Annotated in this window: 23 protein-coding genes and 1 tRNA gene; 22 read left to right on the top strand and 2 right to left on the bottom strand. The window is 70.1% G+C overall.

The window, feature by feature from the left end:
• The first annotated feature begins 62 nt into the window (after nt 1-62).
• The 8 genes from HRL51_RS10005 to HRL51_RS09970 all read left to right on the top strand — a co-directional run bounded on the left by HRL51_RS10005 (nt 63) and on the right by HRL51_RS09970 (nt 7,933).
• Nucleotides 63-1,739, top strand: a complete 1,677-nt coding sequence (locus HRL51_RS10005) for a mechanosensitive ion channel family protein (protein ID WP_172191590.1) — start codon at nt 63-65, stop codon at nt 1,737-1,739.
• A gap of 150 nt (nt 1,740-1,889) precedes the next feature.
• Nucleotides 1,890-2,384 (top strand): peptide-methionine (R)-S-oxide reductase MsrB, encoded by a 495-nt coding sequence (msrB, locus tag HRL51_RS10000; RefSeq protein WP_172191588.1) that lies wholly within the window; start codon nt 1,890-1,892, stop codon nt 2,382-2,384.
• Between the two features lie 9 nt (nt 2,385-2,393).
• On the top strand, nt 2,394-3,359 hold the full coding sequence (locus tag HRL51_RS09995) for an endonuclease/exonuclease/phosphatase family protein (RefSeq protein WP_172191586.1): 966 nt from the start codon (nt 2,394-2,396) through the stop codon (nt 3,357-3,359).
• The gene (locus HRL51_RS09990; RefSeq protein WP_172191584.1) at nt 3,352-4,410 is read left to right on the top strand and encodes an AEC family transporter; all 1,059 of its coding nucleotides are present in this window, start codon (nt 3,352-3,354) and stop codon (nt 4,408-4,410) included. The genes HRL51_RS09995 and HRL51_RS09990 overlap by 8 nt, the downstream gene beginning before the upstream one ends.
• Before the next feature lie 98 nt (nt 4,411-4,508).
• A complete protein-coding gene (locus tag HRL51_RS09985) occupies nt 4,509-5,423 on the top strand; it encodes an EamA family transporter (RefSeq protein ID WP_172191996.1) in 915 nt (304 codons plus the stop codon).
• Between the two features lie 284 nt (nt 5,424-5,707).
• Nucleotides 5,708-7,222: a DEAD/DEAH box helicase gene (locus tag HRL51_RS09980; RefSeq protein WP_244960161.1), complete on the top strand. Its 1,515-nt coding sequence runs from the start codon at nt 5,708-5,710 to the stop codon at nt 7,220-7,222.
• 171 nt (nt 7,223-7,393) lie between these two features.
• Complete coding sequence (locus HRL51_RS09975; RefSeq protein ID WP_172119410.1) at nt 7,394-7,654, top strand: GlsB/YeaQ/YmgE family stress response membrane protein; 261 nt, start codon at nt 7,394-7,396, stop codon at nt 7,652-7,654.
• 202 nt (nt 7,655-7,856) lie between these two features.
• Nucleotides 7,857-7,933 (top strand) — tRNA-Lys (locus HRL51_RS09970).
• 143 nt (nt 7,934-8,076) lie between these two features.
• On the opposite strand, the gene HRL51_RS09965 is transcribed toward HRL51_RS09970, so the two are convergent.
• Nucleotides 8,077-8,610, bottom strand: coding sequence for a gluconokinase (locus tag HRL51_RS09965; RefSeq protein WP_172191580.1), 534 nt, complete (start codon nt 8,608-8,610; stop codon nt 8,077-8,079).
• Between the two features lie 192 nt (nt 8,611-8,802).
• On the opposite strand from HRL51_RS09965, the gene HRL51_RS09960 reads away from it, so the two are divergent.
• The 9 genes from HRL51_RS09960 to pstB all read left to right on the top strand — a co-directional run bounded on the left by HRL51_RS09960 (nt 8,803) and on the right by pstB (nt 18,652).
• Complete coding sequence (locus tag HRL51_RS09960) at nt 8,803-9,516, top strand: FadR/GntR family transcriptional regulator (protein ID WP_172191578.1); 714 nt, start codon at nt 8,803-8,805, stop codon at nt 9,514-9,516.
• 87 nt (nt 9,517-9,603) lie between these two features.
• Nucleotides 9,604-9,837, top strand: a complete 234-nt coding sequence (locus tag HRL51_RS09955; protein WP_172191576.1) for a hypothetical protein — start codon at nt 9,604-9,606, stop codon at nt 9,835-9,837.
• Between the two features lie 121 nt (nt 9,838-9,958).
• Nucleotides 9,959-10,660, top strand: coding sequence for a hypothetical protein (locus HRL51_RS09950; protein ID WP_172191574.1), 702 nt, complete (start codon nt 9,959-9,961; stop codon nt 10,658-10,660).
• A gap of 88 nt (nt 10,661-10,748) precedes the next feature.
• A complete protein-coding gene (locus HRL51_RS09945; protein ID WP_235954025.1) occupies nt 10,749-13,334 on the top strand; it encodes an RNA degradosome polyphosphate kinase in 2,586 nt (861 codons plus the stop codon).
• A 2-nt stretch (nt 13,335-13,336) separates the two neighbouring features.
• On the top strand, nt 13,337-14,353 hold the full coding sequence (locus tag HRL51_RS09940) for an NUDIX hydrolase (RefSeq protein ID WP_172119415.1): 1,017 nt from the start codon (nt 13,337-13,339) through the stop codon (nt 14,351-14,353).
• 240 nt (nt 14,354-14,593) lie between these two features.
• Nucleotides 14,594-15,685, top strand: a complete 1,092-nt coding sequence (gene pstS, locus HRL51_RS09935; protein ID WP_172191572.1) for a phosphate ABC transporter substrate-binding protein PstS — start codon at nt 14,594-14,596, stop codon at nt 15,683-15,685.
• 48 nt (nt 15,686-15,733) lie between these two features.
• Nucleotides 15,734-16,714, top strand: a complete 981-nt coding sequence (gene pstC, locus HRL51_RS09930) for a phosphate ABC transporter permease subunit PstC (protein WP_244960160.1) — start codon at nt 15,734-15,736, stop codon at nt 16,712-16,714.
• A gap of 1 nt (nt 16,715) precedes the next feature.
• Nucleotides 16,716-17,822, top strand: a complete 1,107-nt coding sequence (pstA, locus tag HRL51_RS09925) for a phosphate ABC transporter permease PstA (protein ID WP_172119417.1) — start codon at nt 16,716-16,718, stop codon at nt 17,820-17,822.
• Between the two features lie 50 nt (nt 17,823-17,872).
• Nucleotides 17,873-18,652 carry a phosphate ABC transporter ATP-binding protein PstB gene (pstB, locus tag HRL51_RS09920; RefSeq protein WP_172119418.1) on the top strand — a complete coding sequence of 260 codons (780 nt, stop codon included), beginning with the start codon at nt 17,873-17,875 and terminating at the stop codon, nt 18,650-18,652.
• A gap of 15 nt (nt 18,653-18,667) precedes the next feature.
• Here pstB and HRL51_RS09915 read toward each other — a convergent pair whose 3' ends face one another.
• Nucleotides 18,668-19,564, bottom strand: a complete 897-nt coding sequence (locus HRL51_RS09915; RefSeq protein WP_244960159.1) for a tellurium resistance protein TerC — start codon at nt 19,562-19,564, stop codon at nt 18,668-18,670.
• A gap of 83 nt (nt 19,565-19,647) precedes the next feature.
• Here HRL51_RS09915 and HRL51_RS09910 point away from each other — a divergent pair, with 83 nt between their 5' ends.
• The 5 genes from HRL51_RS09910 (at nt 19,648) to dtd (ending at nt 23,313) form a co-directional block, all read left to right on the top strand.
• Nucleotides 19,648-20,319, top strand: a complete 672-nt coding sequence (locus tag HRL51_RS09910) for a response regulator transcription factor (RefSeq protein WP_172119419.1) — start codon at nt 19,648-19,650, stop codon at nt 20,317-20,319.
• A gap of 209 nt (nt 20,320-20,528) precedes the next feature.
• Complete coding sequence (locus HRL51_RS09905) at nt 20,529-21,212, top strand: heme-binding beta-barrel domain-containing protein (protein WP_172119420.1); 684 nt, start codon at nt 20,529-20,531, stop codon at nt 21,210-21,212.
• A complete protein-coding gene (gene ygfZ, locus HRL51_RS09900) occupies nt 21,212-22,480 on the top strand; it encodes a CAF17-like 4Fe-4S cluster assembly/insertion protein YgfZ (protein ID WP_172119421.1) in 1,269 nt (422 codons plus the stop codon). The genes HRL51_RS09905 and ygfZ overlap by 1 nt, the downstream gene beginning before the upstream one ends.
• Before the next feature lie 9 nt (nt 22,481-22,489).
• Entirely contained in the window at nt 22,490-22,861 is a 372-nt protein-coding gene (locus HRL51_RS09895; protein ID WP_172119422.1) for a DUF2516 family protein, read from the top strand.
• Complete coding sequence (gene dtd / locus HRL51_RS09890) at nt 22,861-23,313, top strand: D-aminoacyl-tRNA deacylase (protein WP_172119423.1); 453 nt, start codon at nt 22,861-22,863, stop codon at nt 23,311-23,313. The genes HRL51_RS09895 and dtd overlap by 1 nt, the downstream gene beginning before the upstream one ends.
• Nucleotides 23,314-23,332: the final 19 nt, after the last annotated feature.

The raw sequence follows: 23,332 nt of genomic DNA, 5'->3' as shown, positions 1-23,332 counted from the left end.
CCCGGCTGCCGGGGACAGCGCGTCCCCAGGCAGCGTCCAGCCCGGGCCTCTACCCTGGGGGCATGCCGCTGACCTTCCTCCTCTCTGCTGACGCCGCTGCCACGACCGAGCCCAGTGACAGCGCGACCAGCACCGTCGAGGAGACGGTGGGTGCGGTGGCTGACGCGACCGTCGACGTCCTGAGCATCATGCTGCGCCTAGGCGCAGGCGTGCTGGTCGGCGTCGTCCTGGCCTTCATCGGGGTCGTCGTGCTGCGGATGCTCGGCCGGCACCGCGCCCTGTACACCGAGATCGCACGCTACAGCCGCACGCCTCTGTACGCCGTGTGCGCCCTGTCCGGCGCCTACGTCACCACCCAGATCATCTCCGCCGACCTGACGGCCTCGTGGCGCGCGGTGCTCCTGCAGGCGCTGCTCATCGCCGTCATCCTGTCCGGGACCTGGTTCATCACCCAGCTGCTCAAGGCCGTGGAGTCCACGGTGGTCGGCTCCGTCCACGCCGCCGGTGACCAGGGACGTGCCAACCGCGTCACCACCCAGGCCCAGGTGCTGCGCCGGGTGGCGGCCGCCGTCGTCATCGTCTGCGGCGTGGTCGGGGCCGTCATGACCTTCCCCTCCGCCCGCTTCGCCATGGGCTCGCTGGTCGCCTCGGCCGGCCTGGTCTCCGTCATCGCGGGTCTCGCAGCCCAGTCCACCCTCGGCAACGTCTTCGCCGGGATCCAGCTGGCCACCACCGACGCCATCCGCGTGGACGACGTCGTGGAGGTCAACAGCTTCTTCGGGCAGATCGAGGAGATCACCCTGACCTACGTGGTGGTCAAGGTCTGGGACGAGCGTCGTCTCATCCTGCCCTCGACCTACTTCACCGAGAACCCCTTCACCAACTGGTCACGCCGCAGCCACCAGATGCTTGGGGTGGTCAAGCTTGAGGTCGACTGGCGGGTACCGATCGCCCAGATGCGTGCCGAGCTTGCCCGGGTGGTGGCCGCCTCGCGTGTGTGGGACGGGCGTACCTGCGGACTGGTCATCACCGAGACCTCCTCCACGACCGTCACCGCCCGCGTCACGGTCTCCGCCGCCAACCCGGACGACGTCTGGACGCTCCAGTGCTACGTGCGCGAGGAGCTCATCGGCTGGATGCAGCGCGAGGCTCCCTACGCCCTGCCACGCACCCGCGTGGAGGTCGAGCAGGTGGAGGTCGCCCACGACCCGGCGCCTGAGGAGGTGGCACGCCTGGCGGAGGAGCTGGTCGCCCTCCAGACCTCGGGCGATGACGGCGCCCTGGCGGCGACCACCACGATGCAGGCGGTCGACTCCGACCCGATCGAGGCGGCCCGTGTCCGCGCCGTCTCCCGCGGCCGCTCACCGCTGCGCCGCAGCCGCCGGGCCAAGGTCCGTCGTCGTCGCATCCTGGCGCGCGACGGGGCGGCGTCTGAGGACCTGGCCTCCGAGGGCCTTCCGGCCCGGCGCCAGGACGCCACGGCCGTCATCTCCACCAAGGACCAGGAGACCTACCTCGCCGCGAGCCCGCTGGGCGCGTCGGCCTCCGGCTCGCAGCCGACGACGACGGTGGAGGAGGCGGTCGCTACCGGCAAGGTCAAGGTCAGCCCGTCTGACTCCCAGGACCAGGGCAGTGAGGCTGCCGCTGCCAGTGCGCCGGCCGAAGACGAGGAGGCGACGGCGGTCTGCCTGGCAGCGGGGCAGGACCCGGACGAGACCAAGAAGACACCGCGCCGCTGAACGGGCCGGCCAAGGCGTTCCCAGCCTGCGGCGTCGCCGGATCCTGGGCCGCCTGCTGCGGCGTCCTGCCCCGCCGTCGGACGGCAGGCCGTCTTGCGCAGCGTGAACGAGGGTCGCGCGAGGAGCCGGTGCGTGCGCACGATAGTGCCCGTGACTGAAGCACAGCCCCTCAAGCCGTCCACGCAGGCAGGTCCGACCGCTCCTGCGCCCCTCCTTGATCCCACCGCCGCCGCGCGCACCGACGCCCAGTGGCGTGCCGCCCTGAGCCCGATGGAGTACCACGTGCTGCGCGAGGCCGGCACGGAGCGCCCCTTCACCGGCGCGCTGCTGGACGAGGACCGCGAGGGCGTCTACCACTGTCGTGGCTGCGGGGCAGAGCTGTTCCGCTCGACCACCAAGTTCGAGTCCGGCTGCGGCTGGCCCTCCTTCTACGACCCGCGCGACTCCAGCGCCGTCACCCTGTCCACGGACACCTCCCACGGCATGGTGCGCACCGAGGTACGTTGCGCGTCCTGCGGCAGCCACCTGGGCCACGTCTTCGACGACGCCCCGCACACGCCCACCGGCCAGCGCTACTGCATGAACTCCGTCAGCCTCGCCTTCGAGCCTGCCAGCCAGGAGGACGACGGCGCCTTGCGCGCCTGAGCCAGGCTCATGATCCGCGTCCTCACCCTCAACCTCCAGCACGCCCTGCCCGGTCCCGGCGCACCGGGCGACCCTGCTACGGCCGCACTCGCCGGCAGCGACATCGCCGATCCCGCAGCCGCTCGCCAGGTCCTGACAGCCCTGGCTGCCCAGCTGCGCGAGATCGGCCCGGACGTCATCGCGCTCCAGGAGGTCGACCTCGGCCAGGCGCGCTCAGGCAGGCTCGACCAGGCCGCCGAGCTGGCCAGAGCGCTGGGATGGTCTGGCCATCGCTTCGCCGCCACCTACGCCGGTGGAGTGACGGGGCTGCGGCGCCGGCCGCTGCGCTCGTGCCTGGACAGGCCGTCCGACGACGTCCTCGGGCCCGTCCGGGTGGCGGCAGGTCTGCCTGTGGCCGGCTTCGGCAACGCCCTGCTCACGCGTCTGCCCGTGAGGTCCTGGGCCGTGCAGCGGCTCGGGCGCGGGCCGGCGCACGTGACCCGGCGTGGGGAGCAGTGGTGGGACCCGCGCTCCTACAAGGTCTTCACCGCCACGGCCCGGCTCCAGCTGGCAGCCGTCCTACGGGTGCCGGGCTGGCGCGTGCCGCTGACCGTCTCAAGTACCCACCTGGCCACGCGCGGCGACGTCGCCACCCGCCAGCTGGCTGCGGCCTGGGCGGCGCTGAGCACGCGACCGGGTGCGCACGTGCTGGCCGGTGACCTCAACATGCGTGGCGACCGGCTGAGTGAGACGGGACTCGCTCGCCAGGTCGGGGAGGGGCGGACCTTCCCGAGCGGGGCGCTGAGCCACCGTATCGACCACTTTCTGACCGACCCCTGGCCGGTCGGCCCTGACGGGACCCCGCTCGGTCTGGCGGACCTGGCCGAGAGCCAGGCCCCGGTGCTGCGCGCGGTGGGCTGGGGCGTGCGCGAGACGGTCGTCTCCGACCACGCTGCCACCTGGGTGGACCTGGAGGAGACGCGAGAGCGTGCTTGAGGTCGTCACCGGGCTGGCCGTCTTCGCCGTCGTCATCGTCGTGGGCTGGCTGCTCGTACGAACCGGGGGCGTGCCGGCCGGGAGCGACACGGTACTTACCCGCGTGTGCTTCTACGCCGCCACCCCGGCGCTGCTCGTGACCACCATCGCCGGCGCCGACCTGGCTACCGTCGTCTCACGGGACACCCTGGCCGGGCTGCTGGCTGAGGTGCTCGGGATCCTCAGCGCCTGGGCGGTACACCGCCTCGTCCTGCGCCGCTCGGTCGCCGAGGCGACCATCGGGGCGCTCGCGGCCGGGTACGTCAACGCGGCCAACCTCGGGATCCCGGTGCTCATCGTGCTGCTGGGGGACGCCACCGCCATCGCCCCGATCCTGCTGCTGCAGCTGCTCGTCATCGCCCCGGTCTCCTTCGCGATCCTGGACTGGAGCACCCAGGCAGACCAGGGTGGTGCCTCACGGGCCTGGCTGTGGGCGGCCCCGTTGCGCAACCCCCTGCTCATCGGCGTGCTGGTCGGGCTCGTCATCAACCTGGCGGGATGGGACATGAGGCGGTGGCTCGGCGGGCTGGTGGTGAGCAGCCTCCACTCGCTGGGGGCGCTGGCTGTTACCGTCATGATGCTGTCCCTGGGGATGAGCCTGGCCGCCTCCTCGCCCAAGGTGACCCGGAGGCTGACGGTCCAGCAGGTCACCAGGCTCACGCACCAGGGTCCCGGGGGGACTGCCTCGGGGGAGAGCAGGACAGCGCCGGTCCAGACGGCGTCGGGCGACGAGCTCAACGACGTCAGCGAGCGTGGAGCCGCGCTGTGGGTGTCAGTGGGGTGGAAGCTCGTGCTGGTGCCCTTGCTGGCGGCCGCCCTGGGCTGGGCTCTCGGCCTGCGCGGGGAGGCGCTGCTGACCCCGGTCACCACAGCGTCGCTGCCCTGCGCCCAGAATGTCTTCATGTACGCCACGCGGTACGGGGCGGCCAAGCCGCTGGCTCGCGACTGCTGCCTCATCACCACCGCCGGCTTCGTGCCGGTGGTGCTGGTGGCTGCCGCGATCCTGCGCTGATCCTGGGCCTCGGCTCCCTCGCCCGTCCGGGGAGCCGCCTCACGTCCGGGCCTGACAGTGAGCCAGCGGCTGTGAGCGAGAATAGGTGGGTGGAGAGCATGATCCCGCGCCTGGGGGCGCACCTGCGCCGGCTCCCGGCACCGCTGCTCGTCATCGGCTCGGGCGTGTCCAGCTACGTGGGGGCGGGCTTCGCCGTCGCCCTGTTCGCGCTCATGCCTCCCACGACCGTGGCCTGGTGGCGCGTGACGATCGGAGCCCTGGTCCTCCTGGTCTGGCGCCGGCCCTGGCGCCGGGCGTGGACCCGTCGATCGCTGGCCGTCGCCGCGCTCTTCGGGGCTGCCATGGCCACGATGAACGTCATCTTCTACGCCGCCATCAACCACCTCCCGCTCGGAACCGCTGTCTCCCTGGAGTTCCTGGGACCGGTCGCCGTCGCGCTGACCACCGGCCGGGGGTGGCGCCCGCGCGTGGCCGCAGTGCTGGCGCTGGCCGGCGTCGCGGCGATCAGCGGGCTGGGTGTGGACCTGGGGGACCCGCGCCAGCGCGTCGGCGTGGCGCTGGCGATCGGAGCCGGACTGGCCTGGGCTGCCTACATCCTGCTGGGACGGCGGGTGGCCTCGGCGGGCTCAGGGCTGGACTCCCTGGCAGTGGCCTCGGTGGCAGGCTCCCTGGTCTACCTGCCGCTGGCTGCCTCGACGGCGGGCACCGCCTTCACCTCCGTGGTGACCTTCCTCAAGGTGCTGGGCGTCGCCGTCATGTCCACGGTGGTGCCCTACGTGCTGGACCAGGTCAACCTCGGCCGGCTGAGCTCGGCCGCCTTCTCGCTCCTGTCCGCGCTTATGCCGGCGACCTCGCTCGCCGTCGGAGTCGTCATGCTGCGGCAGCTGCCCAACGACTGGGAGGTGGCGGGACTGGTCCTGGTCTCGGTCGCCGTCGCGCTGGCCGGCTCGGGCGGCGGAGCCGGCCGGGGGCGGCGTCGTCTGCCCCGACGTCGGCGTCCCGAGGGTGCCTGATCTGCGGATCGGGGCGGGTCGGGGTATGTCGGACGGGTCTGGCGGGCAGGAGGCCCACGATTTCGTGATGGCGGCCGTTCCTGGCAGACTCGGGTACCTGGCTCCGGCTCCCGCCGAGGCCTGGCTGGTGCCTTGGTTCCGGCGCCTTCCCGAGCCTGTCGGGCGGCCCCTTGAGGGCTGGTGCGTCGTCGAGCCCTGAACGCCGGCACCCACGCACCGTCGCGCAGACCGTTGCTGGCTCGCGCCGGGGCGGCATGCGTACGGTCCCGACTGACAGGACCCTTGTGCCTTCCACCGCCTCCGCGCCTCGCGCGCCCTTCGCCTCCTCCCGGCTCAGCGCTGAGGGTGGCCCCACCTTCGCCTCCCTCGGGGTAGACCCTGAGCTGGTCGCAGACCTTGACTCCCGAGGCTTTGCCTCACCCTTCCCGATCCAGGCCGCGACGCTTCCTGACACCCTGCGCGGGCGTGACGTGCTCGGACGCGGCCGGACGGGCAGCGGCAAGACCCTTGCCTTCTCCCTGCCCCTGGTCCAGCGCCTGGCCGACGAGGACGTACCTCGCCCGGGCCACCCGCTGGGCCTGGTGATGGCGCCCACACGCGAGCTCGCCCTGCAGATCGCCGACACGATCCGTCCCCTGGCGAGCGTGCTTGACCTGAAGGTCACCACCGTCTTCGGCGGGGTGTCCCAGAAGCCTCAGGAGAAGGCCCTGGCCGCGGGAGTCGACGTCGTCGTGGCCTGTCCCGGGCGCCTGCTCGACCTCATGGGGCAGGGGATCGTCCGCCTCGACGACGTCGCGATCACCGTCCTCGACGAGGCCGACCACATGGCGGACCTGGGCTTCCTGCCCAACGTCCGCCGCATCATGCGTGCGACCCCGCCCCGCGGTCAGCGCATGCTCTTCTCCGCCACCCTGGACAACGGGGTGGACACGCTGGTGGATGAGTTCCTCCACGACCCGCTTCACCACTCGGTGGACCCGGCCAGCTCTCCGGTGCGGGACATGGACCACCGAGTGTGGATGGTGGCGGACAAGACTGCCAAGGACGGCGTCGTCCTTCGTCTGGCCTCGGGAACAGGGCAGCGCATCCTGTTCACCCGCACCAAGCACCTGGCGCGCAGGCTGGCCCGCAAGCTGGTGTCGGCGGGCGTTCCTGCTGTCGAGCTGCAGGGCAACATGAGCCAGAACGCGCGCGAACGGGCTATGGGTGCTTTCTCCTCGGGGCAGGCCCACGTGATGGTGGCCACGGACATCGCCGCTCGCGGTATCGACGTCTCCGGCGTCGAGCTCGTGGTGCACGTGGACCCGCCCGCCGAGCACAAGGCCTACCTGCACCGCTCCGGCCGCACCGCGCGTGCTGGTGCGGCCGGCACGGTCGTTACCCTCGTGCTGCCCGAACAGAGGCACGACGTCCAGGTGCTGCTCAAGAAGGCCAAGATCAAGGCGGACATCGAGCGCGTGCGTCCTGATGACGAGGTGGTTGCCGCGCTGGTTGGCGAGGTCGCCCCGAAGGTCACGGTCGAGGACATGCCCGAGGGCGTAGCCATCAAGGGCGGCGTCCAGGCAGCCAGCCGTGCCGGTGGGCGCAAGCCAGGTGCTGGGAGCCGGAAGGCTGCCGGGCGCGGCGGCGGCCGGGGTGCTGGCCGGCAGTCGTCAGGCGGCTCAGCCGGTCGGCCGGCCTCCGCCGGTACGTCGGGACGTCAGGGCGCGGGCTCTGCGGGTGGCCGTAGCCGGAGCGCGTCCACCAAGGCCGGGCGCGGGGGCACCGGTAGCAGGCGTCGTCGCCCGGCAGGGGCGTAGGTCGCTGTCACGGCTAGGGGTGGCTCCGCATTCCCCACCTATTAGTGATAATTCTTATATCGCCTTAATAGAGAATTATTTGCTATCATTAAAGCGGCAGATGCACCCGCACTGCTGCTGTGCTTCGTCAATATCCATGTCGAGCCCCACTCGTCCCATGAAGGAGATCACATGTTTGAGCTTATCGGTATGCTCATCTTCGGTGGCGTCATCGGCGCCCTGGCCCGCCTCGTCATGAAGGGCGACCAGAACCTGTCCGTCGTGTGGACCGTCATCCTCGGTGCGATCGGCGCCTTCCTCGGTGGCTGGATCGCCGGCCTGCTCGGCGTTCAGGAGACCCCCGGCATCGACTGGATCCGCTGGATCATCTCGGTGGTCTGCGCCGTCGGCGTGATCAGCGTCTTCCAGGCCGTGACCGGCCGCAAGAGCTGATGCTCGCGCCCCTGCAAGCGCGCTCGCTACCCCTTCGCGTGCGTCGCCACCCCGAGAACACAGATCTTGGGGTGGCGGCCACGGCGAAGGGGTAGCGGCGTATACGAAGGGGGCTGTGGGGTGCCGGCCCTGACGTGCGCGCTCCGTCTCTGCCTCGGGCTTGCTGCCGCTATGCTGGTCCCTGTCGCCGCCAGGGCGGCGCGCCCCCTTAGCTCAGCTGGTCAGAGCTGCGGACTTTTAATCCGAAGGTCGTGGGTTCGAGCCCCACAGGGGGTACCAGGCACGAGGGTGGGGAAGCGCCTAGACCACCCCGAGCGTGAGCGTGATGACAGTGAGGACCACCAGCGCCACCACGGACAGGGTGGTCTCCGTCGGAGACCAGGTCGTGAAGGCCCGGGACAGCGGTGGGCGGGCGAGGGAGGTCAGCGGGGCGGGGAAGCGGTCTCCAGCGCGGCCAGGATCGCGTCGAGGGTCTGCTCGGGCGTGGGCTGCGAGACCACCGTCGCTCCGTCCTCGTCGGGGTCCAGGGACTCCAGCGTGGCCAGCTGTGAGGGCAGCAGGGTCGTGGGCATGAAGTGGCCGCCGCGCTGCTGCATCCGGTCGGCCAGCTCCTCGCGCGGCGCGACGAGGTGGATGAAGAGCACGCGTCCCGTCGCGCCGCTGAGCAGCTCACGGTAGGAGCGCTTGAGCGCCGAGCAGGTGACGATGGTCTTGGTGCCCGCGGCGGCCTGGGAGCTCATCCAGTCACGCAGGGACTCCAGCCAGGGCCAACGGTCCTCGTCAGTCAGCGGAGTGCCGGCGGTCATCTTGTCGATGTTCGCCTGGGGGTGGAAGTCGTCCGCCTCGGCGGCGGGCCAGCCCAGCGCCTCGTGGAGGTTCTCGGCTGCGGTGGTCTTGCCGCAGCCTGCGACTCCCGTGAGGACGAGGTGCTCGACGGGCTGGGGGGTGGTGCTCATCTGGGACCTCCTGGCGCCGCTGCCGTGATATATATTATCATAATATTAGTTACATACTACTTAAATACGTATCAAGTCCGTTCGTGGGTGAGGTCTGGGTCTTGCGAGACTCCGAGAGTCCTGGGTCCTGCCCTGTAGCTGCCTCCCTCGCCCGCGAGCGTCCGCCCACCAGCCCCTCCCGCCGGAGTGCCTATGCCAACGCCAGCCCGTCGCACCGACGTCCTCGACGCTCTCGGGCGTGAGATCGTCTCCGGTCGGCTGCGTCCCGGTCAGGCGCTGACGCTGGAGGAGGTCCAGGTCCGCCACGGTGTCTCGTGCACCCTGGCCCGTGACTGCGTGCGCACCCTGGAGTCCTTGCACCTGGTGGAGTCACGGCGGCGAGTGGGCATCGTCGTCCTGCCTCGCCGGGACTGGTCGGCGCTGGCTCCCGAGGTCATCCGCTGGCAGCTCCAGGAGGATCCTCAGGGGCCCAAGATCGGTGGCCTGACTGAGCTGCGCGCCGCCGTCGAGCCCGTGGCCGCGGCCGCGGCGGCACGCCGGGCGACCGAGGAGCAGCGCACGCGCCTGCTGGAGCTTGCGGCCTCGATCCGCGCCTGCGGGCAGGAGGGGAGCGTCGCCTCCTACCTGGATGAGGACATCGCCTTCCACCGCCTCATCCTCCAGGCCAGCCAGAACGACGTCTTCGCGGTGCTGGCCGGCGTCATCTCCGAGGTCCTGGTCGCGCGCGCCCGCATGGGCGGTGACAGTGACGTCCCCAGGTCCGAGGCCCTGAACCTGCATGACCGCGTGGCCCACGCCATCGCCTCGGGGGACGCGGAAGGTGCCGAGGAGGCGATGAGGGCGCTCGTGGCGGAGGTGCGCCGCCTGCTGCTGGAGCGCGGCCTGCGCGGCTACCTCGAGGCCTGAGCCGGCGCCTCCCGAGGGTGTGGGCGGCTCAGGCCGGGACGGGATGCTGGCGGCGCTGCCGGCGTCTCAGCGGTCTACCTGCTGGCCGTGGCGTCGGCCAACGTCCCCAACCTCACTCACCAGGACCTGCAGGGGCCCAAGGGGCCCTGGGCGCGCCTGCTGACCCGGCCGCTGTCCCACGTGCGCCACGCGGGACGTATCTACCTCTCCGGGATCCTGCTCGGTCTGGGTCCTGACACCGCCTCGACCATCAGCCTGCTCATGACCACCGCCCTGGCCACCACCTCGGGCGCGAGCCCCTTCGTCCTCATGACGCTGTAGGTCGGGCTGACAGGGTCCGTCCGCCGGGCCTTGGACCGGGGCAGTGCTGGTGGGCGCGCACTGGGGGACAATAGGGCCCGCCACGGCTGCGCCGTCGGCCAACGACCGTGAAGGAGAGGCCATGACCCGCCAGTTCCACCGTCCCGCTCGGCTTGACCCCGAGGCTGCCGAGAACATCGAGGGCAGCCAGGACACTGCCGTCGCCTCTGAGCTCGCGCACCTGTCGGCCCAGGCCCTGATCGGAGGCTTCACGGCGGCGCAGGTCCAGGGCGGCGGACAGGGACAGGATCCCGATCGCGGCAGCGAGACCGGCCCCGTGACCCGCCAGGGCGTGGTGACGGCGGTGGCCAGCCACGGCGTCGACGAGGTGGCCGAGCTGTGGGCGGACTCCCCGGCCACCACCCTGCCTGGCACGCTGTGGCGACTGTTTCTCGTGCGCGAGTGGGTCCGGCGTGACCCTGCGCTGGTAGAGCGGCGCTACGCGACGACGGTCGACCTCACCGCAGCCGATGAGGCGGCCCAGGCACGTGCCGAGGTCGCCCTGGCCCAGGCTCAGCAGGCTCCCTCGCCGCAGCAGGTACGAGAGGCGATCGACGACGTGCTTGCCGGCAAGGTCGAGGGGTCGGTGCCTGCGATCGCCGGCCTGCTGCGGAGCGTGGCGCACTTCCTGCGTGCGCTGGCAGCGGGCTCGAGCTCGGTGTGGATCGAGGACGACGCCGACGCCCTGGCTGACCGTGTCACGCGGCGTGACTCCGCCCTCCTGGCCACGGCGGCCGAGCTGGACGAGGCGGCTCGTCGCGCTGCGGCTGGCCTGCTCGACTGAGGCCGGGCGGGGTTGCCGGTCGGCCGGGCGCGCGTGCCAGAGCGGACGATGTCGCCCGATGTTCACCTGGTCGTGGGACCATGCCTCCATGACGACTCCCGACGCTGTGAACGCGCCCGACCCCCAGGCCGCCTCGACCGCTTCAGGGGCGCCTCTGTCCGCCTTCCTGGGCGGGTGGGCACGCGCCCAGCAGAGCCGCTCTCGTCCGACCTCAGCCCCGGTGGGCGGCGTGGCCGCCCAGCCAGCTCAGGAGAGCCAGGCCGCCGAGCCTGAGCAGGCCCAGGACCGTGAGCTGGAGGAGCACGTCTTCGAGGTCGCTGACCCGCGCGACTTCGCTGACGACGCCGGTCCTCAGTACGAGGACGAGGACTTCGACGCTCCGCAGGAGGCTGACGCCGACGGCGTCCCGGCGCCCGCCCCGGCAGCCCGCCTGGCACCAGCGACCTTCCCGGCTGCCTCCCCGGCCCCGAGCGAGGCCGAGCCCGCCTCTCCGACCGCGCCCGCGGCTCACAGCCCCAGCGCCTCCGCCCCCTCGCCTGAGGGAGCCCAGGAGGAAGACGAGCTGCCGCCGCTGGAGGACTTCCCCTTCCGCTTCACCGACCGTGAGCTGACGTGGATGGACTTCAACGAGCGCGTCCTGGAGCAGGCTGAGGACCAGGACCTTCCTCTGCTCGAGCGTGCCTGGTTCCTGGCGATCTTCTCCTCCAACCTTGACGAGTTCTACATGGTGCGCGTGGCCGGGCTCATGCGCCGTATGAAGGCTGGCATCACCCCGGTGCGCGCCTCGGGGCTTGACGCCCACCAGGTGGTCGCAGAGATCACCCGGCGTGCCAAGGCCCTGACGGCCCGTCAGGCCGCGATCTGGCAGGACGACATCCGTCCCAGGCTCGCCGAGCACAACATCGAGATCAAGAGCTGGGACGAGCTGGACGAGGCCCAGAAGGAGGGACTGACCCGCACCTTCCGTCACCAGATCTACCCGGTCCTGACCCCGCTCGCGGTCGACCCCTCTCACCCCTTCCCCTACATCTCGGGCCTGTCCCTCAACCTTGCCGTGCTGCTGCGCAACCCCAAGTCCGGCAAGGAGCACTTCGCCCGGGTCAAGGTGCCGGCCTCCCTGCCTCGCCTCATCACGGTCCCCGGCCGTGAGCTCGACACCGTGGACAAGGCCGCCGGTGCCGCCTTCATCCCGCTGGAGGAGGTCGTGGGACAGCACCTGGACCACCTCTTCCCGGGCATGGAGATCCTGGAGCACCACCTCTTCCGCGTCACGCGCAACGAGAACCTGGAGGTCGAGGAGGACGACGCCGAGAACCTCCTGACCGCCATGGAGAAGGAGCTGGAGCGACGGCGCTTCGGTGACTGCGTGCGACTGGAGGTGGCCGAGACCATCAGCCCCTTCGTGCGCCGTTACCTGGTGCGGGCGCTCGGCCTGCGCGACGACGACGTCTTCGCCCTGACCGCCCCCCTGGACCTGCGCTGCCTCAACCAGCTCCACGACCTGGACGTGCCGGCGCTGAAGTACCCGCGCTACGTGCCGGTCACCGCTGCTGGGCTAGGGGAGACCGAGACCTCGACCCCGCGTGACGTCTTCGCCGCCATGCGTGAGCACGACGTCCTCCTCCACCACCCCTACGACTCCTTCTCCACCTCGGTCCAGGAGTTCGTGCGTCAGGCCGCGGCCGACCCCAAGGTGCTGGCGATCAAGCAGACCCTCTACCGCACCTCGGGCGACTCTCCGATCGTGGACGCGCTCATCGAGGCGGCTGAGGCCGGCAAGCAGGTCGTGGCGATCGTGGAGATCAAGGCCCGGTTCGACGAGGAGAACAACATCTCCTGGGCCCGCAAGCTTGAGCGCGCCGGCGTCCACGTCGTCTACGGCATGGTCGGCCTGAAGACCCACTGCAAGCTCCTGCTCGTGGTGCGTCAGGAGGCTGACGGCCTGCGCCGCTACTGCCACGTGGGCACCGGCAACTACCACCCCAAGACGGCACGTGGCTACGAGGACCTCGGCCTGCTCACCACGGACCGGGACGTGGCCCAGGACCTGACCACCCTGTTCAACTTCCTGTCCGGATACGCCCCGCGCGCCCGCTTCCGTCGTCTCCTGGTGGCCCCGCGCACGGTGCGCAGCGGCCTGATCGAGCGCATCGACCGGGAGATCGAGAACAAGAGGGCCGGCAAGGACGCCTGGGTGAGGCTCAAGGTCAACTCGATCATCGACGAGAAGACCATTGACGCCCTCTACCGCGCCTCGCGCGCAGGGGTGCCTGTGGACGTCGTCGTGCGCGGTATCTGCGGCATCCGCGCCGGGATCCCAGGACTGAGCGAGAACATCCGGGTGCGCTCGATCCTGGGACGCTACCTGGAGCACTCGCGTATCTACGCCTTCTGCAACGACGGGGACACCGACCTGTTCATCGGGTCGGCCGACCTCATGCACCGCAACCTCGACCGGCGCGTGGAGGCCCTGGTGCGCATCACCGACCCGGAGATGGTCGCTCACCTGACCTGGCTCGTCACCCACAGCGCCAGCGACGAGGTCACCAGCTGGTGGATGGAGCCTGACGGCTCATGGACCCGCCACGTCATCGGCCCCGATGGCGAGCGCCTGGAGGACATCCAGGACACCCTCATGTCTCGGGCCTCCAAGCGTGTGAAAGGCCGGGGCTGAGGATGGCCAAGGGGAGCGGGAAGCCCGTCGTCCGTGCTGCTGGTGCGCTGGTGTGGCGACAGGAGGGCAAGGACCTCCAGGTCCTGCTCGTCCACCGTCCTCGCTACGACGACTGGTCCTTTCCCAAGGGGAAGGTGGAGGCGGGGGAGTCCGTGCGCGCCTGTGCGGTGCGCGAGGTGGAGGAGGAGACCGGAGCGCGGATCGCGCTCGGTCAGCCCCTGTCCACCCAGCGCTACACGCTGGCTGACGGGCGGCGCAAGGAGGTGCGCTACTGGGCTGCTCGTGAGCTCGACGGCGGCTTCCCGGCGCTGGCGGCACGTGCGGCGGTCCAGCCGGCCTCGCCGCACGAGATTGACGACGTCGTCTGGCTGCCGGCGCGCCAGGCTCGCCGGCGCCTGACCCGTGAGGCTGACCGGGACCTGCTGGGGGAGCTCGTTGACCTGTGGGAGGACGGTAAGCTCGACACCTGGACCCTGGTCCTGGTGCGTCACGCCCGGGCGGTCAAGCGCTCGGTGTGGAACCGTCCTCGCTCACGCAGCCAGGAGGAGGACGAGGCGACGCGCCCGCTCACGGCCGACCAGGGGGAGGTCCGTGCCCGTGCGCTGGTCGCGGTCCTGTCCGCCTACGGGGTCGCTCGGCTGGTGACCAGTCCCTGGAAGCGCTGCTACGACACCCTGGCCCCCTACGCCGAGGCCGCTGGCCTGGGTATGGAGACGGAGCCGGCCCTGACCGAGCACGCCCACGCCGCCCATCCCAAGCGCGCCCGTAAGGTCGCCGAGAAGGCCGTGCGGATGCGTGAGGTGCCTCTGGCCATGTGCCTGCACCGTCCCGTGCTGCCCACCATCATGGACGTCATCGCCGAGCACGCCCCTGGCAAGCTGCTGCGCTCGGTCCCCGATCGTGATCCGTGGCTCAAGACCGGCGAGATCATGGTGATCCACATGGCCCGCCGCTCTCACGGCAAGATCCGGGCCGTGGCGATTGAGAAGCAGAGGCCGGTCCTGTCTGAGGGCCGCTGAGCCTGTCAGCCAGTGACGACGGCGGGGCTCGCCTTCCAGCGTGAGGTGGGCCCCGCCGTCGTGCCTGGTCCAGTGGCAGCATGTGTGAGGTCTGAGGTGAGTGTTTACCGACCGTTCACCTCCTCCACCCTTCCGGGTCACCCTGCCTGACTATGGTCGCAGGCGTCGGCCAGCAGGTCGGCACATGCTCGGGCCGGCCGGCACGGCGGCCCCCTCGGACCCGTATGAGGACGATTCCTAGTGCTTGTCACCCGTCGTAACGCCATCTGCGCACTGTCCGCCGCCGCCCTGACCACGCTCGCCGCCTGCGGCTCGGACGCCGGCGGGCCCAGCGTGTCGCACACATCAGGGCGTGCGCCGGCCAACAGCCTTGAGGGACAGATCAAGGGCTCTGGCGCCTCGTCACAGAGCGATGCCCAGGATGCCTGGATGTCCGGCTTTCTCGCTGCCCACCCTGGCGCCTCGGTCGAGTACGCCGCTGAGGGATCGGGTGCGGGACGCGAGAAGCTCATCGCCGGTGCCGTCGACTTCGCCGGCTCGGACTCCCCGATGAGCCAGAAGGAGCTGGCCCGGATTGACGGTGGGGTCATTGAGGTCCCGCTCTATATCTCCCCGATCGTCGTGGCCTACAACGTCCCGACCCTGAGCAGGGGCAGCCACATCAACATGACCCCGCAGACCATCGCCAAGGTCTTCTCCGGAGCCGTCACCAGATGGAATGACCCAGCCATCGCAGCCGACAACGAAGGGCTTGAGCTGCCCGACCTTGAGATCATCGTCGTCCACCGCTCTGATGAGTCCGGTACCACCAAGAACTTCACCAGGTACCTCAGGCAGGCTGCCAGTGACGTGTGGACCTATGAGGCCGAGGAGACCTGGCCGATTGAGGGCGGACACTCAGGTGATGGCACCTCCGGCATGATTGCCACCATCAAGGGGGCCCAGGGCGCGATCGGCTACGCCGACGCCTCGAAGGTCACTGACGAGCTCGGCACGGTCGCCGTTGGTGTCGGCGGCAGCTTCTTGCCCTACTCGGACGAGGCTGCTGCTGCCACCCTGGACGCCTCGGAGCTGAGCGACGAGGCCACTGACACCCGGATCGTCTATGACATCAACTACGCCGCCGAAGGCGCCTACCCCATCATCCTGGTCTCCTACCTCATTGCCTACCAGAGGTATGAGGACGCGGACATTGCTGCCGCGGTCAAGGGCTACCTGGAGTACGCCGCCAGCCAGGAGGGGCAGAGGGAGGCCTCCAAGGCCGCCGGCAGCGCCCCGATCTCAGACATCCTGCGCCAGAAGGTCCTCGCGGCCACAGGCACCATCGCCTGACCGGGCCCGGCACCGCCGTCGCCCTGAAAGATCTCAAGGAAGGTCATCGTGGCCGCAAGCACCTCAGACGCTACGCAGGCCAGCGTCGCCGTCACTGCCGGGAAGGCACCCGGACGCGCGGGCAACCGCATCTTCTCCGTCCTGGCCTTCGGTGCCGGCACTGTCATCATGACCGTCCTCGCACTGGTGACGGTCTTCCTCGTGCGTGACTCCCTGCCCGCCTTCCTCGCGGACCAGGCTGAGCTGGACGAGGAGGTGGGCTTCATGCGGGGCAAGAGCTTCCTCGCCTACGTCACCCCCCTCGTGTTCGGCACCCTGCTGTCCTCCCTCATCGCGCTCGTCGTCGCCGTCCCCCTCAGCATCGCCGTGGCGCTGTTCATCTCCCACTTCGCCCCCAGGCGCCTGGCGCAGGGGCTGGGGTACCTCGTGGACCTGCTGGCTGCCATCCCCTCGGTCGTCTACGGTCTGTGGGGCTTCCTGTGGCTCGTGCCGCTGGTTGATCCCGTCTACCGGTGGCTGACCACGCACCTGGGCTTCATCCCTTTGTTCGCCGACTACCAGGCGCCGGCCAAGAACGTCATGACTGCCTCCCTCGTGCTCGCGGTGATGATCCTGCCGATCATCACCGCGACCGTGCGTGAGGTCTTCCTCCAGACCCCCACCCTTCACGAGGAGGCCTCACTGGCCCTGGGCGCCACGCGCTACGAGATGGTGCGACAGGCCGTGCTGCCCTTTGCCCGGTCCGGCATCATCTCCGCCTCCATGCTGGGGCTGGGACGTGCGCTGGGAGAGACCATGGCAGTGCTCATGATCATGTCCTCCGGGCTGTCCCTCAGTGTCAAGGTCCTTGCCGCCGGACAGCACCAGACGATCGCGGCCAATATTGCCAGCCAGTTCCGTGAGGCCTTCGGCCTGTCGCGTGAGGTGCTGCTGGCCACCGGTCTGGTGCTGTTCGTCATCACCTTCCTGGTCAACTTCCTGGCCCGGTGGGTCATCGCCCGTCGTGCCGAGTTCTCGGGAGCCAACTGATATGAGTCCACGTCACACCTCTTCCGCCTCCGCCGGCACCGGCGTCGTCGACCCTCTGGCCGATCCCTGCGAGGTCTTCGAGGGAGTGCCGCTGACCTCCTACCGGTTGCCGAGCTGGTTCATCTGGGGAGTCCTCGCAGGCGTCTTCGTCGTCGTCGGCGCGATCGGGATCCCGCTGGGCTGGTCGCCGGTGGCGATGCTCGTGGTCACCGCGCTGGTGTGGGTCCTGGCCTCGACCGTGCTGTCCTGGGCCCGTGAGGGCGAGCGCTGGGGCAGGAACACGCTGCTGACGACCCTGGTCTACCTGGCCTTCGGCGTCGTCATGGTCCCCCTGGTCTCCCTGGTGTGGATGGTCGTGGTCAACGGCTCGGTGCGTATGAGCCCCGAGTTCCTCCTGACCAACATGCGCGGGTACTCCGAGGACACCGGCGGGGTCTACCACGGCATCGTGGGAACCCTGGAGATCACGGGCCTGGCCACCCTCATCTCGGTGCCGCTGGGTATCTTCACCGCGATCTTCCTCGTGGAGTACGACGGCGGGTGGATCGCCCGGGCCGTGACCTTCCTGGTTGACGTCATGACCGGCATCCCCTCGATCGTGGCGGGGCTGTTCGCCTACTCCTTCTTCCTGCTGGTCGCCGGTCCGCGCTACCAGGCCGGCATCATCGGTGCTATCGCCCTGAGCGTCCTGATGACCCCGGTCGTCATCCGCGGCGTGGAGGAGATGCTCAAGCTGGTGCCCAACGAGCTGCGTGAGGCCTCCTACGCCTTGGGCGTGCCCAAGTGGCTGACGATCATCAAGGTGGTGCTGCGTACCGCGATCGCGGGGATCACCACCTCGGTCATGATCGCCATCGCGCGCGTCATCGGTGAGACTGCGCCGCTGCTCATCACCGTGGGCCTGCCGCAGGGCACGAACTTCAATCCCTTCGAGGGGACCATGGCCACCTTGCCGACCCTGGTCTACAACCAGTACTCGCGTGCGGACGCGGCTGCCTTTGAGCGGGCCTGGGCCGGTGCGCTCACGCTCATCATCATCGTGATGCTCCTCAACCTCCTGGCTCGCGCCGTGTCCTACTACTTCAGCCCCAAGGGTGGCCGGCGATGAGCGGTTGCCCGCCCCAGCCCACCGCCACCGCCTGACCCAAGGAACCCCCAGTGTCCAAGCGAATTGATGTCAAGAACGAGAACATCTACTACGGCGACTTCCTGGCCGTCAAGGATGTCAACGTCACGATTGAGCCGAGGTCCGTCACCGCGCTCATCGGCCCGTCCGGCTGCGGGAAGTCGACCTTCCTGCGCACCCTCAACCGCATGCACGAGGTCATCCCGGGTGCACGTGTGGAGGGTGAGGTCATCGTCGACGGCGTCAACCTCTACGGCCCGGGCGTGGACGCCGTGCAGGTGCGTCGCGCTATCGGCATGGTCTTCCAGCGGCCCAACCCCTTCCCGACGATGTCGATCGCCGAGAACGTCCTGGCCGGGGCCCGGCTGAACAACCGCCGCATGAAGAAGTCGGACGCCGAGGAGCTGGTCGAGCGCTCGTTGCGCGGGGCCAACCTGTGGGACGAGGTCAAGGACCGCCTGGACCGTCCCGGCTCCGGCCTGTCCGGCGGCCAGCAGCAGCGTCTGTGCATCGCGCGGGCGATCGCCGTCAAGCCGGCCGTCCTGCTCATGGACGAGCCTTGCTCGGCCCTGGACCCGATCTCGACCCTCGCGATCGAGGACCTTATCCACGAGCTCAAGCAGGACTACACGATCGTCATCGTCACCCACAACATGCAGCAGGCCTCGCGCGTGTCTGACATGACGGGCTTCTTCAACCTGGAGGCCACTGGCCAGCCCGGTCAGCTGGTCGAGTACGACACGACTGACACGATCTTCTCCAACCCGAGCCAGAAGGCGACCGAGGACTACATCTCCGGCCGCTTCGGGTGAGGCGACGCCGCGGCGTCAGCCGGCGACGAAGCCGCCCATGAGACGGGCGATGGCGTAGACCGGGCCGCCCACCGCCAGGATCGGCACGATCGCGCTGGTGACGGCAGCGCGGCCCCCGGGCACCCAACGGTGCGTCCACAGCACCCGGTTGCTGGCAGCCATGAGGATCCCGGCCACGAACCCGCACAGCAGGCAGGCCCCGGCGGACTGCAGGGCCGCCGTCGTGCCGGTGTGAGCGGGGCCGAAGAAGCCGACGGCGGCCAGTACCCCGCCGGCTGCACCGGCGGCCAGTGCGGGAACAGCCACCGTCAGGGACTCCAGGACGAGAGCAGGGACCTGGAGCGTCGTCAGCAGCGCCCCGACGAGCAGGGCCAGGCAGCACGGGACGATGACGGCGGGGTCCGCCACGCCCGGCTCCAGGGCGCACCAGCCAGCGCCGCAGACGACGACCAGGTTGCCGGTGACCGTCGTCGACAGGTCCTCCACCAGGCCCTGGCGCCCGTCCTGGCGCAGCATCTGGGCCACGAAGGCCGCCAGGACGCTGAGGGCCATCACGACTCCAGCGCTGCCGAAGTCGTGGCTCAGGGCCACAGCAAGGGCCGCTACCACCCCGGTCACTCCGATGACGACGGTGGCGCGGGAGTCGTGACGCGAGCGCACCAGCGCCGGCCACCCCTGCGCGGTGAGCGGCACCAGGAGGACGATGAGGGCGAGGCGTACCCAGGTCGGCAGGGACGCGGTGACGGCCAGGAGGATCGGTACCGCTCCGGCCGTGGCCAGGCGGGTCCACGCGGGATCCGCCAGGCCGGCCTCGGCCGGCGCCCGTCCGCCTGCGCGAGTGCCGTAGACCTTGGGGCCGGCGGGCTGCGGGGCCGCGTCGGTGTGACGGGGATCGGGAGCGGGTGTACTCACAGTCGGCATCGTCGCATACATGAAACGCCTGGTGTGGAACACTGGGGGCGAGACAGCACGTACCGCGGGGAGGAGGCAGGCTGGTGCGCATCATCATGCTGACCCACCACGAGCAGGCCGCGCACGTCCTCCCTGCCGCCTCGTTCCTCGACTCTGAGGTCGTCTGCCTGCCTCCGGTGCCAGCCTCCTACGCCGAGGTCGAGGACGCCGACGTGGTGATGGTAGACGCGACCGGTGACCTCACACGAGCCCGGGCCCTGTGCCAGCTCCTGTCCGGTCCGATGGACTGCCCGCCCGTGCTGCTGGTCCTCCAGGACGGAGGCGCGGCGGTGCTCCAGGCCGACTGGGGAGCCAGCGACTTCATCCTCACCGGTGCCGCACCGGCAGAGCTGTCGGCGCGTCTGAGGCTGTTGCGTACCCGCGAGCCGGCGACACACGCCGAGGACAGCTCGGACCGTATCGAGGTCGGTGAGCTCACTATCGACGTCAACGCCTACACCGCCAGGCTACGCGGTCAGATCATCGACCTGACCTACAAGGAGTTCGAGCTGCTGAAGTACCTGGCAGCCAACCAGGGGCGTGTGCTCACCCGTGAGACGCTGCTCGACGAGGTCTGGGGCAAGGACTACATCGGGGGCTCGCGAACGGTTGACGTCCACGTGCGTCGCCTGCGTGCCAAGCTCGGTACGGAGCACGACCACCTCATCGGCACTGTGAGGAACGTGGGGTACCGGTTGGACGCCCCGGCCGAGTAGACTATTCGCGGCGTCGGGCCGCGTGGGCCCCGGGCTCCAACTCAAGCCGCCACGAGCGGCACTCGCGCCGACTGGCGCTCTCCGGCCCGACGCCCTTATCACCCAGAGGGTGCCGCGGGAGGACAAGGACGTTCTCTCCGGCAACGCGCCCGTCCCAGCCAGGAGCGAAGCGCGGTGCTTTTGACGTAGGGGGCACGTACCCTGCCGCTATGGCGTTTACCTTTCCTGAAGACCTTGCTCCTGAGCTCTACCCGCTGGCGTGGCTCGTGGGTACCTGGCGCGGTTACGGCATCCTCACCTACGGCGAGACCGTGCCCGAGCAGGCCGTGTACCAGGAGATGACCTTCGACCACGACGGCGGCCCCTACCTGCGCCAGACGACGACTATCTGGACCCTGGACGCCACGCGGTCCCAGGACCTTGACTTCGACACGCCCGGCCTGGAGGGCGCGGAGAAGATCGCTCCTGCCCAGATCTGGTCCACGGAGACCACCTACTGGCGTCCCGTCGGCCAGGAGCAGCCGGATGCCGACGACGCTGACACCAGGACCCCGGTCACCCGCCTCGAGCTCGTCTCCACGGACCCGGCAGGGCACGTGGGCGTCTGGGAGGGATGGATCCAGGGGCCGCGCGCCCAGGTCGGCACCCAGGCGGTGGGGCGCACCCGCACCGCCGCTGAGGTCACCCAGATGTCCCGCATGCTCGGGCTGGTGGCCGGAGACCTCATGTGGACCCAGGACATGGCGGCCTTCGGCCGTGAGGAGATGGCCTCCTACGCCTCCGGGCGCCTGGGGCGCGTGGACGCTCCTGCTGAGCCTGCTCAGGACGGGGTCGTCCGGGTCGGCGACGCCGCCGCCTCCCAGGAGGACGAGCAGGACGCTGAGAACCGCTGATGCTCCGTTCACCCGTGCTGGACCTGGACGGTGCCGTCGGTTTCGAGGGCTCTGACGGTGCTGACGAGCCGGACCGCCTCGTCCCCGCGCACTTCGGCAACCCCGTGCACGAGCAGTCGCTGCTCGCTGAGGGGCAGGCCGTCGTCGCTCTGGCCAGGGACGTCGTGGCTGTGACCGGGGCGGACCGGCTGAGCTGGCTGACCACCCTGTCCAGCCAGGTCCTCACGAGCCTGGCTCCCGGCGACGGCGGGGCGGAGACCCTGCTCCTGGACGCCCAGGGACACATCATCCACGCCCTGGCAGCGGTGGATGACGGTGAGACCCTCTTCCTGGTCACCGAGGCCGGTGACGGACCGGCGCTCGCGGACTTCCTGGACTCGATGCGCTTCTTGCTGCGCGTGGAGGTGAGCCTGCGCGAGGACCTTGCCGTCCTCGGGGCGCACGGTGAGGGTGTTGGCGTCGTCGAGTCCGAGGCCTTACAGGCTGGCGGCCTGGTGGGCACGTGGCGTGACCCCTGGCCCGGTGTGGTTCCTGGCGGTACGAGCTATGACGTCGGTCTGGGTGCCCAGGGCAGGCCCTTCCGCCATCCTGGGACTGAGTACGAGGCAGGTGAGGTCCTCGTCGCGGCAGACCGGGTCCGTGCGGTCGTCACGGCCGCGAGGGGCCGTGGCCTGCGGCCAGCCGGCGTGCTGGCCTGGGAGGCCTTGCGCGTCGAGGCGGGACGGCCGAGGTGGTCGCGTGAGGTGGATGACCGCGCGATCCCCCACGAGCTGGACTGGCTGCGTACCGCGGTGCACCTGACCAAGGGCTGCTTCCCTGGCCAGGAGACCGTTGCGCGCACCCTGAACCTCGGTCGCCCGCCGCGCCGGCTGACGATCCTGCAGCTGGACGGTCTGTCGGGCGACCTGCCGGGCCCTGGGGACCGGGTGCTGATGGGTGAGCGCCCGGTCGGCACGGTGACGAGCGTCGTGCGCCACCACGACTGCGGCCCGATGGCGCTGGCCCTGCTGCGGCGGGCCGTACCGGTCGAGGCGGCGCTGACGGTTGAGGTCACTCAGCCCGTCTCGCAGGGCGAGACGAGTGAGGCTGGGCGTGGCCTGGGCGGCGGTGAGGAACCAGGGGACGGCGGTCGCGTCGTCGTCGGCCGTGTCGACGCTGCCCAGGAGCCACTGGTGAGTCCTGAGGGCAAGGCTCAGGCGAGCCCGGCTGAGCGTCCAGGGGCGGGGCTGCGCACGTCGCTCCTGCGTCGGCCAGGATCAGATCGATAGGCTGACGACGTGAGCGTTCTCAATCTTGTTGCTGAGTACTCCCAGTACGCCGTGGTGCTGGCCTGGCGGTTGTTCCAGCTCGCTGGGCTCGCGCTGGGGGCGTGGGCGCTCGTGGACACTCTTCTACAGCGCTCCGAGCACTTTGCGGCCGCGGGCAAGCGCACCAAGGGCTTCTGGATCGGTGTCAACGCGGCAGGGCTGGCCGTCGTGGCACTCATGGGATCGGCCTCGATGCTCGGGCTGCTCGGCTTCGTCGCCAACGCCGTCTACCTCACCGACGTGCGTCCTGCTCTCAACCTCTACAAGCCTGTGCGGGTGCGCGCCCAGGTCCGCCGGCCTGACAACCGTGACGGCCGTGGCCGTAGTGGCGGGAGGCGCTGATGCGGGCGGTGCTGCAGAGGGTCAACCGCGCGGCGGTGCGGGTGGCGGGCGAGGTCGTCGGTGAGATCGCCCGGCCGGGGCTCATGGTGCTTGTGGGTGCTACGCACGACGACGGTCCGGAGCAGGTCGCGACGGTGGCGCGCAAGATCGCTGAGCTGCGTCTGTTCGACGGCGAGGCGAGCGAGGGCGAGCGGGGCGGTGAGGTCTCCGTGACGGACCTGGGTGCCCCGGTTCTCGTGGTCTCCCAGTTCACCCTGTACGCGGACGTCCGCAAGGGACGGCGCCCGTCCTGGAACCAGGCCGCACCTGGTGGGGTGGCTGAGCCGCTGGTGGACGCCGTCGTCGCTGACCTGCGTGCTCGTGGCCTGGAGGTGGCCACCGGCGCCTTCGGCGAGCACATGGTCATTGACATGGAGGCCGACGGTCCGGTCACGGTCCTGGTGGAGGCGTGAGCGGGTCTGTGGCCGGTGG

The organism is Actinomyces faecalis, from assembly GCF_013184985.2.
GTDB lineage: Bacteria > Actinomycetota > Actinomycetes > Actinomycetales > Actinomycetaceae > Actinomyces > Actinomyces faecalis.
The sequence above is the reverse complement of the archived record's forward strand: the minus strand, read 5'-3'. Positions and strand labels throughout refer to the sequence as shown.